General features: G+C 68.9%; 12 protein-coding genes. 3 read left to right on the forward strand and 9 right to left on the reverse strand.

Features of this window, described 5'->3' with window-relative positions; genetic code table 11:
* The first annotated feature begins 403 nt into the window (after positions 1-403).
* On the forward strand, positions 404-1,321 hold the full coding sequence (locus ACFQQC_RS09515; RefSeq protein ID WP_376861993.1) for a LysR substrate-binding domain-containing protein: 918 nt from the start codon (positions 404-406) through the stop codon (positions 1,319-1,321).
* On the opposite strand, the gene ACFQQC_RS09520 is transcribed toward ACFQQC_RS09515, so the two are convergent.
* The 4 genes from ACFQQC_RS09520 to cckA all read right to left on the reverse strand — a co-directional run bounded on the left by ACFQQC_RS09520 (position 1,315) and on the right by cckA (position 9,016).
* A complete protein-coding gene (locus ACFQQC_RS09520) occupies positions 1,315-3,123 on the reverse strand; it encodes a DUF885 domain-containing protein (RefSeq protein ID WP_376861996.1) in 1,809 nt (602 codons plus the stop codon). The two genes, ACFQQC_RS09515 and ACFQQC_RS09520, sit on opposite strands and share 7 nt — an antisense overlap.
* A 14-nt stretch (positions 3,124-3,137) precedes the next feature.
* Positions 3,138-4,964: a DUF885 domain-containing protein gene (locus ACFQQC_RS09525; protein WP_376861999.1), complete on the reverse strand. Its 1,827-nt coding sequence runs from the start codon at positions 4,962-4,964 to the stop codon at positions 3,138-3,140.
* An 87-nt stretch (positions 4,965-5,051) separates the two neighbouring features.
* Entirely contained in the window at positions 5,052-6,893 is a 1,842-nt protein-coding gene (locus ACFQQC_RS09530; RefSeq protein WP_376862002.1) for a M61 family metallopeptidase, read from the reverse strand.
* A 68-nt stretch (positions 6,894-6,961) separates the two neighbouring features.
* Positions 6,962-9,016, reverse strand: coding sequence for a cell cycle histidine kinase CckA (gene cckA / locus ACFQQC_RS09535; RefSeq protein ID WP_376862004.1), 2,055 nt, complete (start codon positions 9,014-9,016; stop codon positions 6,962-6,964).
* Positions 9,017-9,290: 274 nt separating this feature from the next.
* On the opposite strand from cckA, the gene ACFQQC_RS09540 reads away from it, so the two are divergent.
* Positions 9,291-9,740: a hypothetical protein gene (locus tag ACFQQC_RS09540; RefSeq protein WP_376862005.1), complete on the forward strand. Its 450-nt coding sequence runs from the start codon at positions 9,291-9,293 to the stop codon at positions 9,738-9,740.
* A gap of 163 nt (positions 9,741-9,903) precedes the next feature.
* Here the strand turns inward: ACFQQC_RS09540 and ACFQQC_RS09545 are convergent, their stop codons facing one another.
* The 4 genes from ACFQQC_RS09545 to ACFQQC_RS09560 all read right to left on the reverse strand — a co-directional run bounded on the left by ACFQQC_RS09545 (position 9,904) and on the right by ACFQQC_RS09560 (position 13,276).
* On the reverse strand, positions 9,904-10,995 hold the full coding sequence (locus tag ACFQQC_RS09545) for a Glu/Leu/Phe/Val dehydrogenase (RefSeq protein WP_376862116.1): 1,092 nt from the start codon (positions 10,993-10,995) through the stop codon (positions 9,904-9,906).
* Positions 10,996-11,237: 242 nt separating this feature from the next.
* A complete protein-coding gene (locus ACFQQC_RS09550) occupies positions 11,238-12,224 on the reverse strand; it encodes an alpha/beta fold hydrolase (RefSeq protein WP_376862007.1) in 987 nt (328 codons plus the stop codon).
* A 140-nt stretch (positions 12,225-12,364) separates the two neighbouring features.
* On the reverse strand, positions 12,365-12,946 hold the full coding sequence (locus tag ACFQQC_RS09555) for a uracil-DNA glycosylase family protein (RefSeq protein ID WP_376862009.1): 582 nt from the start codon (positions 12,944-12,946) through the stop codon (positions 12,365-12,367).
* Between the two features lie 12 nt (positions 12,947-12,958).
* Entirely contained in the window at positions 12,959-13,276 is a 318-nt protein-coding gene (locus ACFQQC_RS09560; RefSeq protein ID WP_376862011.1) for a DUF3253 domain-containing protein, read from the reverse strand.
* Positions 13,277-13,358: 82 nt separating this feature from the next.
* On the opposite strand from ACFQQC_RS09560, the gene ACFQQC_RS09565 reads away from it, so the two are divergent.
* Positions 13,359-13,793 carry a PaaI family thioesterase gene (locus tag ACFQQC_RS09565; protein ID WP_376862013.1) on the forward strand — a complete coding sequence of 145 codons (435 nt, stop codon included), beginning with the start codon at positions 13,359-13,361 and terminating at the stop codon, positions 13,791-13,793.
* A gap of 3 nt (positions 13,794-13,796) precedes the next feature.
* Here the strand turns inward: ACFQQC_RS09565 and ACFQQC_RS09570 are convergent, their stop codons facing one another.
* Positions 13,797-14,393, reverse strand: coding sequence for a TetR/AcrR family transcriptional regulator (locus ACFQQC_RS09570; protein ID WP_376862015.1), 597 nt, complete (start codon positions 14,391-14,393; stop codon positions 13,797-13,799).
* Positions 14,394-14,458 lie beyond the last annotated feature (65 nt).

The following is a 14,458-nucleotide window of genomic DNA, read 5'->3' on the forward strand; positions in this document are numbered from 1 at the left end:
TTCGCGTGGCCGTCGTCGCGTGACAAGCAAGCGCGACCGTCAGGGAACGGAGAATGTCAGCCCGACGTCGGGAGCAGGAAACTCCGACGCCGGGCTCCGGCCCTCAGGAGAAGGCCGACGGTCAACGCGGGGGAAGGGACATTCTCCTGCGGCGGACCGGATGGGAGGGAACCTCAGCGACCGCGAACCGGCGCGGAAGTGGTCCGGGCGCGTAGACGCTGACGGGTGCGGCTGCGGCGCCAGTCTTCAAGCACAGAGAGCCAGCCCCATGCGGGTTCCTTATGCGTGTGGTGCATCTCTTCCATATCGGCCTCCTCTAATCGCGTCTGTTCCTTCGCCGACATTGCGCTTGACAGGACGGGCGGACAAACCAGATTGGCGACCCACCTCATAAGGCTTGCTTATGGCCGACCCCCTGTCCGGAATCCCCCTCGCCTCCATCCGCGTGTTCGAGGCCGCCGCGCGCCTGAAGAGCTTCACCCGCGCCGCCGAGGAGCTGGGCATGACCCAGGCGGCGGTCAGCTGGCAGATCAAGGCGCTGGAGGGTCGGCTGGGCCAGAGCCTGTTCCGCCGCCTGCCGCGCGAGGTGCAGCCGACCGAGGCGGGCGAGCGTCTGTCCAGCGCCGCGACCGAGGCCGTCACCCTGCTGCGCCGGGCGATCAGCGACCTGACCGAGGCGGACGAGCACATCCTGTCGATCACGACGCTGGCGACGCTGGCCAGCCAGTGGCTGGCGCCGCACCTGGGCGCCTTCCAGCTGGCCAACCCCGGACTGGCGGTGCGGCTGGACACCAACCCGGCTGTGCTGGACCTGTCGCGCGAAGGCTTTGATGTCGGCATCCGTTCCGGAAATGGCGAATGGCCGGGGCTGGAGAGCCAGCTGTTCATGCCGTCGATCTTCACCCCCCTGTGCAGCCCGGCGATGGCCGAGCGGCTGAACCTGAAGGAGCCCTGCGACCTGCTGGAGGCGCCGCGGATCGGCATGGAGAAGGAGTGGGCCGACTGGTTCGCCGCCGCCGGCCTGACCGAGGGCCGCCGGCCGTCCATTCGCCTGACCGCCGACTATCAGGTGCTGGAGGTGGCGGCGGCGCTGGGCGATCAGGGGGTGGCTCTGGGTTCGCCCATCCTGTTCGCCCGGGAGATCAGGGCCGGCCTGCTGGTCCGGCCGTTCCGGCAGACGGTGTCCTTCCACTCCGGCTACTATCTGGTCTGGCCGGAAGGCCGGCGTCGGTCACCCAAGATCCGGCGCTTCCGCGAATGGCTGATGTCGGTCGCCGACGCGGACCCCGCGGTGATCGAGGCCCGTGGCGGAGTTCAGTAACCCCGGACCAGTCGCTCCAGCACCGCCAGCGGCACCGAGCCGTTGGCCAGAACCTGATCATGGAAGGCGCGCAGGTCGAAGGCCCCGGCCCGGCGGGACTGTTCGTCGCGCAGGCCGGCGATGACGGTGTGCCCGATCTTGTAGGCGCAGGCCTGCCCCGGCATCGAGGCGTAGCGATTGATTTCGCTGTTGGCCGCGCCGACCGGCTTGGCCCCGGAGGCGACCATGTAGTCGACCGCCTGCTCGCGGCTCCAGCCCTTGGCGTGCATGCCGGTGTCGACCACCAGCCGGACCGCGCGGAAGAGGTAGGACATCAGGAAGCCGACGCGGCCCAGCGGGTCGGTCGCATAGACATCCAGATCATCGGCGGCGACCGCCTCGGCGTAGAGGGCCCAGCCCTCGTTGTAGGCCGAGAAGCCGTTGGCGCGGCGGTACTGGGGCAGGCCGGTGTTCTCGCGCTGCAGGGCGACCTGCAGGTGATGGCCGGGCGAGGCTTCGTGATAGGTCAGGGTCGGCAGGGCGAAGCGGGGCCAGTTCTTCGCCTCGCGCAGGTTGATGTAGTAGGCGCCCGGGCGCGAGCCATCCAGCGGCGGCCCCTGATAATAGCCGCCCGGCGCGCCGGCCTCGATGGCCGGCGGCACGCGGCGGACCTCGACGCCCGCGCGCGGCAGATGGCCGAACAGGCGCGGCAACAGGGGCTCCAGCGCCTGCACCTGACGGTTCAGGTCGGCGATCAGCTGGGCCTTGGCCTCATCGGTCTCGGCATAGAGCTGGGCCGGATCCTTGTTCAGGGCGTCGACACGCTCGCCGACCGTGCCCTGGGTCATCCCCTGCGTCTTCAGGATGGCGTCGATATCCGCGCTGATCTCGGCCACCTGCTCCAGACCGATGGCGTGGATTTCGTCCGCGGTCAGGATGGTGGTGGTCCAGTGCTTCAGGGCGTGGGCGTAGAAGGCCTCGCCCTCCGGCAGGGTGCGGGTGACTCCGGCGTCATGCACGGCGCGGGGACGCAGGGCCTCGAAGGCCTCGATCTGGCGCGCCAGCGCCGGTTTCACCCCGGTCTCGACCAGACGCGCGGCGCGCTCGCCATAGCCGGACAGGCCCACGGCCGAAGCCTTGCGCTCCAGCGACCGGACCATGGCGATGTCGGCGGCGGACTGGCCATGCAGGGCGCGCAGCTGTCCGAGGGTCAGGTCGAGCACGAAGTCGGGCGGGATCACGCGCTTCCCCGCATCGGCGTTGATCCGGGCCGTCTCCGCATCGATCGCGGGACCGAAGGCCGAAAGGCGCGACAGGAAGGCGTCGGCGCCGTCGCGATCCTCGACCCGGTGCTGGTTGTCTAGGAAGTCCGGCACGGTGAAATAGGCGCCGGTCAGCTGGTTGACGACATAGGGCCCCATGCGGCCGCCGCCGAGCGTCGAGCCATAGTCAAACCCGGCGCCGGTGGCGGCGGCCTCAAGGCGGAAGGCGGCGACGGCGTGATTGACCTTGCCCGCGTCGGACAGGTCGTCGGGACCACCGAAGGCCCGGAACACCCGCCACCGCTCGACCGCCTGCGCCCGCTGATCCCGCCAGGCCGACTGGCTGTAGTCGGTCAGCTTGCCGGACAGCCCCGCCCGCTCGCCCCGGTCGAGACCGAGGTTGGTGGCGGTTTCCGGCGACTGCTCGACGTCGCGGTCGAACCAGCCCTGCAGCAGGGCGTCGAGTTCGGCGTCAGGGTTGCGCGGGACCGCGAGGGCGGGGGCGGCGGCCAGCGCCCCCGCGGCCACGCCCGAGACCAGCAGACTGCGACGGTCGATCATCCCACCGGCTCCCCTCAGCCGCGACGGCTGGCGACCCAGTCGCCGATGACCCGTTCGAGCACCGTCAGCGGCACGCCGCCGGCGTCCAGACCGGCGTCATGGAAGCCCTTGATGTCGAAGCGGTCGCCGAGCGTGGTCTTGGCCTCCTCGCGCAGGCGGACCCAGGTGGTGTGGCCGACCTTGTAGCTGGAAGCCTGGCCCGGCCAGACGGCGTAGCGCTCGACCTCGGTAGCGATGGAGGTCTCCTGGTCGCCCAGGGTCTCGACCATGTAGCGGATGCCCTGCTCGCGGCTCCAGCGCTTGTAGTGCAGGCCCGAGTCGACCACGAGCCGGGCGGCGCGGAACATCAGCGACTGGATGCAGCCGATCCGGCCCCACGGGTCGTTCTCGTACATGCCGATCTCGTCGGCCAGTTGCTCGGCGTAGAGACCCCAGCCCTCGGTGTAGGCGGAGAAGCCCAGCACCTTGAGCAGCAGGGGCGTGTCGGTCTTCTCCTGCTGCAGGGCGATCTGGAAGTGATGGCCCGGCACTGCCTCGTGATAGGTCAGGGTCGGCAGGGTGAACTTGGGCCACTCCGCCGTGTCGCGCAGGTTGATGTAGTAGGCGCCCGGACGCGAACCATCCAGCGACGGCGGCTGGTAGTAGCCGCCCGGCGCGCCGGCCTCGATCTCCTTGGGTACGCGGCGGATGTCGCAGGCCGAGGTGGGCAGGCGGCCGAAATACTCGGGCATCCGCGCCATGACCGTGGACATCTGGGCGTTCAGGTCGGCCAGCAGCTGTTCCTTGGCCGCGTCGGTGTTGGGATAAACCTGCCCCGGCACATGAGAGGCGACCGAGGCGATGCGTTCGCCGACCGTGCCCTGGGTCAGGCCCTGCGCCTTGAGCAGTTCGTCGGCGCGGGCGCTCAGCTCGGCCACCTGCTCCAGACCCATGTCGTGGATCTCCTGCCCGTTCAGGGTGGAGGTGGTGTAGAATTTCAGGCCGTAGTCGTAATAGGCCTCGCCGTACGGCAGGCGCCAGCAGCCGGCGTCGTGCGTCGCATTGGGCAGGCCAGAGGCGAGGGTGTCGCGCTGGCGGGCAAGCGCCGGCAGGACCTCGCCGTTGACGATGGCGAGGGCGCGCGCGGCCCAGTCGCCCTGCAGCCCCTTCTCGGCCGCGCGACGGGCCACGGAGGTGACCAGCGTCAGGCTCGCCGGATCGGCGTTGAGGATCGTGCCCATCTGGCCCGTGGCGCGCTGGATCACGAAGTCGGGCGGAATGGCGCCGGCGGCGAAGTCCATCCGCACCCGCTCCGTCTCCTGATCGAAGACGGTGGCCAGCGCGGACAGGCGGGACAGGTAGTCCTCGGCGTCCTGGGCGGTGTCGATGGAGTGCTGGCTATCGAGGAAGTCGGGCGTGCTCTGATAGGCGCCGCCCAGCTGGCTGACGGTGTAGGGCGACGGGAACATGCCGCCGCCATAGGGGAAGCCGTAGCCCTCGACCGCCGTGTCGCCGAAGAATTTGACCGTGTCGTGATAGACCTTGAAGCGCGGCGAAAGGGCCTCGCGGTCGACCGCGTTCAGCGCCGTCATCGAGGCCAGAACCTTGGCCTTGTCGGCCTCCTGCTTGGCCATCGACCGGTCATCCAGCCGCGCCTTCATCGGAGCGCCCGGCCCCTTGTCCATGCCGAGCATGGTCAGCAGCTCGGGGGAGCTGAGCAGAAGATCCTGGGTGATGGTGTCCATCACGCCCGTCAGCTGGGTGTCGGCGTCGCTGGCGGCGCGGGCGAAGGCGGCGCCGCCCGTAGCGGCCAGACCGGCGCCGGCGGCGGTGGTCAGAAGGAAACGGCGACGATCAAGCATGACGAACTCCCATGGTCATGGACTGGCGAAACCCCACGCCACTGAACGCTGCCTTTCCCCCGCTGACAAGTCCGCGCCGGACAGAGGTCAGGGCTGCTCGCTTTCGGCGCCCAGCCAGGCCGTGCGGAAGGCCAGTTGGGCGGGCGTCAGGGTTCCGCCGGCGGTCTCGATGCGGACCAGCTCCACGTTCGGGTCATTGCCGAGGGTCAGCTGGCCGGTGCGTTCGATCCCCCGCTGGATGAAGCGGACCGCGACGGTGTCGCCGGGGCTCAGCGCCTTTAGCGCGTCGTCCCAGTTCGCCTGACTGTCGATGGCCGTCTCGCCGAGGGCGACGATCTCGTCCCCGCCTTCCAGACCGGCGGCGTAGAGGGGCGTGCCGGGGACGGTGGCGGACGCGAGGCGGACGACATCGCCCGTCACCTGAAGCCGGGCGGGCCCCGGCCATGCGGCGGTCGGGTTGCGGGGGCGCATCAGGATGCCCGCCTGCGCCAGCATGGGCTGGATCTCCGGCAGCTCGCTGCCCTGGATGGCGAGGGTGAAGAAGGTGTCGGCGAAGGCCTGATCGCCGGTCACGGCGGCCAGCCCCTTGCGCAGGTCGTCCGGGGTGTAGGGAACCTCGTTCACCCCATGGTGACGCCACATCCAGCGCATGTAGTCGTCCAGCGTCACGTTCTGGAACCGGTCGCGCAGGGTCAGGTCCAGCGACAGGGCCAAGGCCGCACCCCAGGTGTAGTAGCTGACGAAGATGTTGGGGTTGTTCGGGTCGATGGAGGTCGCGGCGTCGACGAAGGGCGCGCGCAGGCTCATTTCCTGCGGCGAGCCGTAAGCGCGGGCCGGGCTGTTCAGCACGGCGTTGAACTGACCGCCGACGTTGGCGAGGAAGGCGTCGACGTTCGACACGCCCGCACGGCGGATGGCCAGCGGGCCGTAGTAGTTGGTGAAGCCCTCGGCGAACCACAGGGACGGGGTCGGATTGGCGCGGGTGTAGTCGAAGGGCTCCAGCTCGGCCGGGCGGATGCGCTCGACGTTCCACGCGTGGAAGAACTCGTGGCTGAAGGTGCCGATCTGGCTGTAGTTGGCCTCGGCCAGCGAGCGCGAGCCGCTGAGAATGGTGGAGTTGCGATGCTCCATGCCGTCGCCGCTGACGTGGGGCAGGTAGTCGGCGATGAAGGTGTAGGTTCCGAAGTCGAAGTCGGGCACGTCGCCGAAGACAGCGATCAGCTGATCGACCACCTTGCGGCCGCGCTCGGCGAAGATGTCGGCGTGCTCGTCCGTGCCCGGGTCATGCAGGGCGATGCGGATGGTGCGCGGGACGCCGTTGTCATCGACCGTCCATTCGCGAACCTTGTGGTCGCTGAGCTCGGTCGGGCTGTCCATCAGGTACTGGAGGTTCGGCGCGGTGAAGACGGCCGGATCGGCGGTCGGGGCCAGCTGGGTGGCGATACGCCAGGACGGGTCGGGCGAGCGGAAGTTCAGCTCCACCGGCCGATCATCGAAGCCGCGCGCCCACAACAGGCTGGCGGGCATGTTGAGGTGGGCGTGGGTGGCGTCGATCTGGGCGTATGTGCCGTCGGCGCGGTCTCCGAACAGGGTGTAGGTGACGCTGACGGTTCCGTCGTGTCCCGGGACCGTCCAGCCGTAGGGATCGGTGCGCTCGACCTCCAGCGGACGGCCCGCGCCGTCGACGGCAGTGAGCGAATAGACGTTCTTGGCGAACTCATGGATCGCATAGCGGCCCGGCGAGGAGCGGGACATCTCGAACCGCACGGGGGCCTCGCCCACGTCGCGATAGGTGACGGTGATCCGGGCCTCGTGGTGGGCGGCGTTGTCGAAGCTGAGGTCGTAGCGGACGGGCGGCGCCGTCTGGGCCAGAGCGGGGGTCGCGAGGCCGAGCGACAGGGCGGCCAGACTGATGGCGACGAACTTCATGCGGGAACCCTCCGGAGCGCGGCGCGGACCGTGGCGCGGGGGACCGCCCGTGACAAGTGAACGATTGGTCAGCCCGCGTGGAGTTCCTGCTTCACCCGCTCCGCCAGCGTCTTGATGTCCAGCGGCTTGGGCAGGAAGGAGACGCCGATCTCGTCCTGCAGCAGGTCGGAGAAGTCGCTCTCGGCATAGCCGGAGATGAACATGACCGGGGCGTCGCCGAGGTATTTGCGGGCCTTCTTCAGCAGGCTGGGGCCGTCGAGGCCCGGCATGATGACGTCCGAGATCATCATGTCGATCTGGCCCGCGTGCTCCTCGGCCAGCTCCAGCGCCTGTTCGCCGTCCTCGGCCTCGATCACCTCATAGCCGCGCTGGCGCAGCAGGCGGGCGGCGATGCCGCGCACGGCGGCCTCGTCTTCCACGAACAGGATGCGGCCGGCGCCCGACAGGTCGCGCGGCGCCTTGACCACCTTCTCGACCACCGGGGTCTCGGCCAGCTCGGCCTCGGCCGCCTCGGGCAGGAAGATGCGGAAGGCGGCGCCGGCCCCTTCCAGATTGGTCACGTTGATATGGCCGCCCGCCTGTTCGACAATGCCATAGACGGTGGCCAGGCCCATGCCCGTGCCCTCGTTCACCGCCTTGGTGGTGAAGAAGGGCTCGAAGATCTTGTCCAGCAGTTCAGGGGGCACGCCCGTGCCGGTGTCGGACACCTCGATCAGGGCGACGGCCTCGGTCGGGGCGGCGGCCCAGCCCATCTGACGGGCCTCGTCCTGCGACAGACGGCGGGTCTTGATGGTGACGACGGCGTCGCCCGCCTCGACCACGCCGCGCATGGCGTCGCGGGCGTTGACGGCCAGGTTCATGACCGCCGTCTCAAGCTGGCTCTTGTCGGCGAGGACCACCGGCAGGTCGCGGCCGTAGTCGGTTTCCAGCCGCACATCCTCACGCAGCAGGCGGCGCAGCAGGACGGCGAACTCGCCGACCAGTTCGCCGAGGTCGAGCCGCTCGCGACGGACGGTGGACTTGCGCGAGAAGGCCAGCAGCTTGCGCACCAGATCGGCGGCGCGGATGGCGGTCTGGCGGATCTCGTTCAGCCCCTCATAGGAGGGATCGCCGACCGGGTGACGCTCCAGCAGGCCCGAGAGCTGCAGCTGGATGGCGGTCAGCAGGTTGTTGAAGTCGTGCGCCACGCCGCCGGCCAGCTGGCCCACGGCCTGCATCTTCTGGGCCTGAGAGAGCTGCAGCTCCATCGACTTCTGCGACGAGACGTCAAACAGCCAGACGCGGCATTTGCCGTTCTCGGGCGCGACATAGAGGTGGAGCATGCGGTCGGGATGGGCGCGGGCGACCAGCTCGATCGGGCCGGAGGAACCGCCCGACAGCTTGGCCTTGGCCTCGATCACGCCGGACGGTTCGAACAGATGGCCGAAGGCGGCGTCGCGGGCGGCGGCGGGACCGGTCAGCAGGGCAAGGGCGGCGTTGGCTTCTTCCACCTTGCCGGCGAACAGGTCGTCGGCCTGGATCAAGGCCGAGCCGAAGGGGGCGCCGGCGGCCATGGCGCGACCGCTCGGGCCGTTCTGGGCGGCGACGGGCCGGTCCGCGGCGGGGGCGGCGACGGGCAGGACAGCCTCGGGCGCGGCGCGCAGCAGGAAACGTCCCTCCCCGGCCCGGCCGATCAGCACCTCCAGCTCACGCTCGCCGACGGTGACGATGGCGCGGCCATGCTCGCCGGCGCGCGCCTGGGCGAAGGCCATGTAGAGGGCCGAGGCCGACTTGCCGCCCGAGCGCGAGGGCGGCAGGGCGACCGTGGCTCCCCCGGCGTCGGCCCAGGCCGCGTTGTAGGCCAGCACCTGACCGGTGGACCAGACGAGGGCGGCGGGCTCGACCATGGCGTCCAGCAGGTCGACATCGGCGTCGCCGGTGGGCGGGCGCTTCTCGCTGCGGGCGAAGGTGAACAGGCCGATCAGGGACACGGCGCCGACAGTGAAGATCAGGATCAGGCCCGGCGTGCTCATCGGATCGGCGCGGAAGGCCGGATAGGCCATGGCCCCCACGGCCACGACAAAGCCGAGCGCCATGACGATCAGCAGCGGATCAATGGAGCGGCGGGCGGTGGTCGTCGTCATGCGTCTCGGCCCGAATCAAGGCGGGTGGAATGCGGGATGATGGGCCGGATGCGCCTGTCGCGCGAATCCGGTCCCTGACAGATGGTCGGGACGCGGGAGACCGGCGCAAAACACCGCCTGTCCCACCCCGGACGGCGGACTGTCCGGACGCAGCAAAACCCGTCCGGAGAGTCCGGTTGGCGAGGAACAACCCGACAGCAGACTAGCAGGCCGATGCGTCAGATTTGGTCGCATCTGACTGGACAGATCAAGGAACGCCGATACGTTCAAAGCCATGATCGGCAAGCGCCCAGCGTGGATGATGCGAGCAGCCGTGGGCGTGATGCTCACCGGTCTGGCCGCGCTCGCAACGATCATTGTGTCCGTCTGGCTTTATCGGCAGGTCGTCATGACCGCACCGGACATCCTCACGCAGGAGCGGTACCGACATTCCGACGGATATCTGGGAAGCCTGTGGCTCATGGGCAGCATGTTCGTAACGGCAGGCGTAGTCATAGCCGTCGGGCTCGCCCTGATTCGCCTTCTCAGACTTCCGACGGAGGCATTCAGCTCTTCTTCGGAGAGCACGGTTTCCGACTTCCCGTTCAACCGCCGACCGCCGACCTCCGAAGCCAATGGGCGGCCTGGCTCCGAGGGTTTCGTCGACCACAAGCTGGACCTTGTGATCGGCCTGGCCTCCGCGCTCCACGGCCAGAAACCGCCGAAGCGCGACGAACCGGAATAGCGGACAGGCCAGGCGGCCCAGATTTCAGGCGCCGTGCCTCGCCGCCACGGCGGTGGCGCCGCGATCCGGCTTTCCGCGGGATGGCGATAACGATGAGACAAACGCAAACCGGCCGCCCCGCGAGAGCAGGACGGCCGGTCGGAAACGCGATGCGTTGAAGCGCTTAAGCGGCCTTCAGCTGCTCGGCCTTTTCGGCGCGGGCGGCGTTGATGCGGGCTTCGGCGATGGCGTCGGCGATCTCGTGGGTCGGGCGGCCTTCCGAGGCCGAACGCTCCAGAACCTCGTCGAGAGTTTCCATCAGACGCGAGAGCTTGCCCTCGACCCAGGCCGGGTCATAGGCGCCGCCGGTGTTGCGGGCGTTCAGCTCGGAGGCGACGTTGATGATGCCCCCGCCGTTGACGACGTAGTCGGGGGCGTAGAGGACGCCGCGCTCGAACAGGATGCGGCCGATCTCCGGGGTGGCCAGCTGGTTGTTGGCGGCGCCGACGACAGCCTTGGCCGAGATGCGGTCCAGGGTCTGCGGGTTCAGCGTCGCGCCCAGGGCGCAGGGGGCGTAGATGTCGGCCTTCACGTCATAGATGGCGTCCGGCGCGACGATCTCGGCATTGGTGCGGGCGGCGACCTCGGCCAGCAGGGCCGTGTTGACGTCGGTCATCACCAGCTTGGCGCCGGCGGCATGCAGCTTGTCGGCGAGGTAGCCGCCGACGTGGCCGATGCCCTGCAGGGCGATGGTCAGGCCGGTCAGGTCTTCCTGCTTCCACAGGCGGCGGGCGACGGTCAGGGTCGAGCGGAACACGCCCTCGGCGGTGACCGGCGACGGGTCGCCCGAGGCTTCGGGACCGTCCGACAGGCCCAGAACATAGGGGGTCACCTTTCGGGCTTCGGCGATGTCGGCGACCGACACGCCGACGTCTTCGGCGGCGTAGTAGATGCCGCCCAGGGTCGAGACGGCGCGGCCGAAGGCGGCGAACAGCTCGGGGGTCTTCTGGGTGCGGCTGTCGCCGATGATGACCGACTTGCCGCCGCCCATCTCCAGATCTGCCACGGCGTTCTTGTAGCTCATGCCCTTGGACAGGCGCAGGACGTCTTCCAGCGCCTCGGCCGAGGAGGCGTAGTTCCACATGCGGGTGCCGCCGACGGCCGGGCCGCGGGCGGTCGAGTGAACAGCGATAATCGCGCGCAGGCCGGTCTTTTCATCAAAGACCACGTGGACGCCTTCGTGGTTCGCGAACGACGGCGAATCGAAAAGGGTCATGCTCATAGGCGTTACTCCCGGGTATTTTTATTGCGCGGCTGCTTACGCCCGGGCGAGGTACTCCGCAAGCATGGCGGTTTCGTGATGGGGGCGTGGCCCTTGGTGGCCTGCGCGGAGGGCGGACAGCGAGGCTGCAAGCGATTGGTGGTTAGTGATTAGTGGTTGGATGCGGCAGGCGTCAGCACCCGAGGCGCGCGCGCGCCGCACGTGGCCCCAGCCACCCACTAATCACCAATCACCAATCACTTCTCGAGCGCCGGCAAAACCGGTTGCGCACCAGACGGCAGCGGCGCCGCCGCGTCCCGCAGGAAGGCCTCTACGTCGCGATACATGGTCTCGGCCTGGAGGTCGCGGTTCAGGATGTGCCAGCCGTCGGGATAGTAGCCGGTGCGGAAGCCGGGGCGGTCGCCCGCCCGGCGGAGGGCCGCCCGCATGGCCGGCTTCTGGATCACATTGTCATGGCCGCCGTACAGCAGCAGGGTCGGGGCGCGGATGTCGCCCAGCCTGCGCGAGGCGCTCTCCATCAGATCGACCAGACCGTACAGCGTATCGAAACGGGTGGAGATGATGCTGTTGGGATCACGGCCGTTGCGGAACAGCTCGATGCGGTTGTCCGAGGCCGGGTGGGCGCGAATGGCCCATTCGGGCGCATCGACCGCATAGGGGCCCATGGTGTGGGCGGCGACCCACAGGCCGGTCGAGTTGAGCGGTCCCTGCGCGGTCCAGCCCCAGACGCCCGGCGCCAGCAGGATGAGGCGGTCGGCGGCGGGCGGACGGTCCGAGCCGAAGGCGGCGATGCTGACCGAGCCGCCCATGCTTTCCCCCGCCACGGCGATGATCGCGTTCGGATGACGGGCGCGGGCCAGGGCGACGGCGGTGCGCAGGTCCTCGGTCATGCGCGCCTCGCCCGCCCAGACGCCGCGGCCGGGCGCCTGGCCGAAGCCGCGCTGGTCGAGGGCCCAGGTCTCGATGCCCCGCTCAGCCCAGTACGGACCGGCCAGGCGGAAGGAGGCGCGGCTGTCGTTCATGCCGTGCAGGGCGACGATGACGGCCCACGGCTCCTGATCGCGCGGCGCCCAGCGGGCCAGCGGCAGGCGGGCGCCGTCATCCATCCGCAGGGTCGAAGCCTCGACCGCCGGACCGGTGAAGCCCGTCGGCGGCGTCAGCACCGGCTGGATCGCCGGGGTGGCGCAGGCGGCGAGCGTGGAAGCAAGGGCGAGCGCAAGCATTCCCCTGATCCGCTCATCCCGGCGAAAGCCGGGACCCAGTCCTCTGGATGATCGGCGCCAAAGCGCTCGCACGAAGGCTAATCCCACGCAGTCTGCCTCACGAAAGAACTGGGTCCCGGCTTTCGCCGGGATGAGCGGATTTATTGAAGGATGCCACGCACTCTTTCCCGCAGATAGGGGACGACCTCGGCCTCGAACCACGGGTTCTTTCGCAGCCACGCCGTATTGCGCCAGGACGGGTGCGGCAGGGGCAGGATCGCGGGGGCGTAGTCGCGCCAGCTCCGGACCGTCTCGGTCATATTGGCCTTGGCCCGGTCGCCCAGCGCCCACGTCTGCGCATAGCCGCCGACCAGCAGGGTCAGCTCGACGTCTGGAAGTTCAGCCAGCAGCTGAGGCCGCCAGAGTTCGGCGCATTTGCGCGGCGGCGGATAGTCGCCGCCTTTCGGAGCGGTGCCGGGATAGCAGAAGGCCTGCGCCGCCACGCCGAGGCGATGGTCGGCGTAGAAGGTCTGATAGTCCACGCCCAGCCAGTCGCGCAGGCGGTCGCCGGACGGATCGGTGAACGGCAGGCCGCTTTCGTGCACCCGACGCCCCGGCGCCTGGCCGCAGATCAGCAGCCGCGTCTCGGGGAAGACGCGGACCACAGGGCGCGGGGTGTGCGGCAACTGGCCGAGACAGGCCCGGCAGGCGCGGATGTCGGTGAGAACGGCCTCAAGGCTCATTCCGTGGCCCAATCAGTCCTCGTCTTCGTCCACCGGCTTCGGCGGAAGGGCGGCCAGGGCGGCGGCGGTCTCTTCCGGGGTCGGCAGGCGCAGGCGGGTGACGCCCTTGAAGCTGTTCGGATCGACCGGCTTGCCCTTCTTGGTGATGGTCAGCTTGCCCTGACGCATCAGGTGCAGGGCGGCGGACTTCACCTTGGGCAGCATGCGCTGCCACTGTTCCGGCTGCAGCTCCTTGGCCACATCCGCGGGCTCAATGCTCTTGCCGCCGACGTTTTTGGGGTCGGCCTTCGCCAATTTTTCGAAGATGGCGGTTTCGATGGGGTCGCTCATCGGGCCTATATGCTGCATTGCGAGAGCAAGAAGAAGGCGCCCGGTTCAAGTCGCGCGCCGCAAGGGTATTGAAGAGGCAGTCATGGTCGCGAAAATCACCGTCACCGAGGGCGAGTTCACCGGTTGGCAGACCTATGACCTGCACGGCACCTTCGATCAGGTGGTGGGGCCGTTCTACTTCAAGCCGGACGCCGACGGGCGGATGCGCTGCGCCTTCCGGGCCGAGCAGAAGCATATGAACGCCGGCGACCGGATGCACGGCGGCTGCCTGATGACCTTCGCCGACATCTCGCTGTTCCAGACGGCCTATCAGGAGATGGAGGGCGCCTCGGGCGTGACCGTGTCGCTGGACTCGACCTTCATCGACGGCGCCTATGTGGGCGAACTGGTCGAGGCGACGGGCGAGGTGGTGCGCGCGGGCAAGAGCCTGATCTTCGTGCGCGGCCAGATCACCGCCGGCGAGCGGATCCTGATGACCTTTTCGGGCGTGATCCGGAAGTTCACGCCACGCGGCTGACGATCAGCCGTCGATGATGGCCTGAAGGCTGGTCGCCATGCGGTCGGCCAGCCGCTCGCATTCGGCCGGCGTCAGGCCGAAGCCGCCGGTGATCTCGCGGCTGACGGCCATGCCCATGATGGTGGCGGCGGCCAGACGGGCGCGGACCATGGCGTCCTCGCCGCCGACCCATTCCGCGAAGGGATTGAAGAAGCGCTCGGTGCCTGTCCGCTGGACCAGCTCCATCGCCTTGGCCGACCCGACCGAGCGCAGCATGATCAGCAGGCCCTTCAGCTTGTTCTCCTTCTTGGGCTCGAAGATCACCGCGCGGGCGACGCGACGGCCGAACTCCGCACGGGGTCCGTCCATCAGCTCGCTGCCGTTCGAGCAGCTGTCCATCACCGAGGTGAACAGGTCTTCCTTCGAGCCGAAATAACGGGACACCAGAGCCGCATCGACGCCCACGTCGCGCGCGATATCGCGCATGCCGACATCGTCGTAGCTGTCCCGCGTAAAGCGCTCCAGTGCGGCGTTAAGGATGGCCGCGCGAGTCGCTTCTGCGTTTCTCGGCCGCGGCGCAGCATGACAAAACAACGAGTTAGGTCTCCGGAATAGCCCCAAGCGGAATATGGCTTTGTCATCACCCGTTGACAAGGAGGGGGTGCATCACCATTAAGTCACCGGGC

Origin of the sequence: Brevundimonas sp. GCM10030266 (genome assembly GCF_042666595.1) — a bacterium.
Taxonomy (GTDB): Bacteria; Pseudomonadota; Alphaproteobacteria; order Caulobacterales; family Caulobacteraceae; genus Brevundimonas.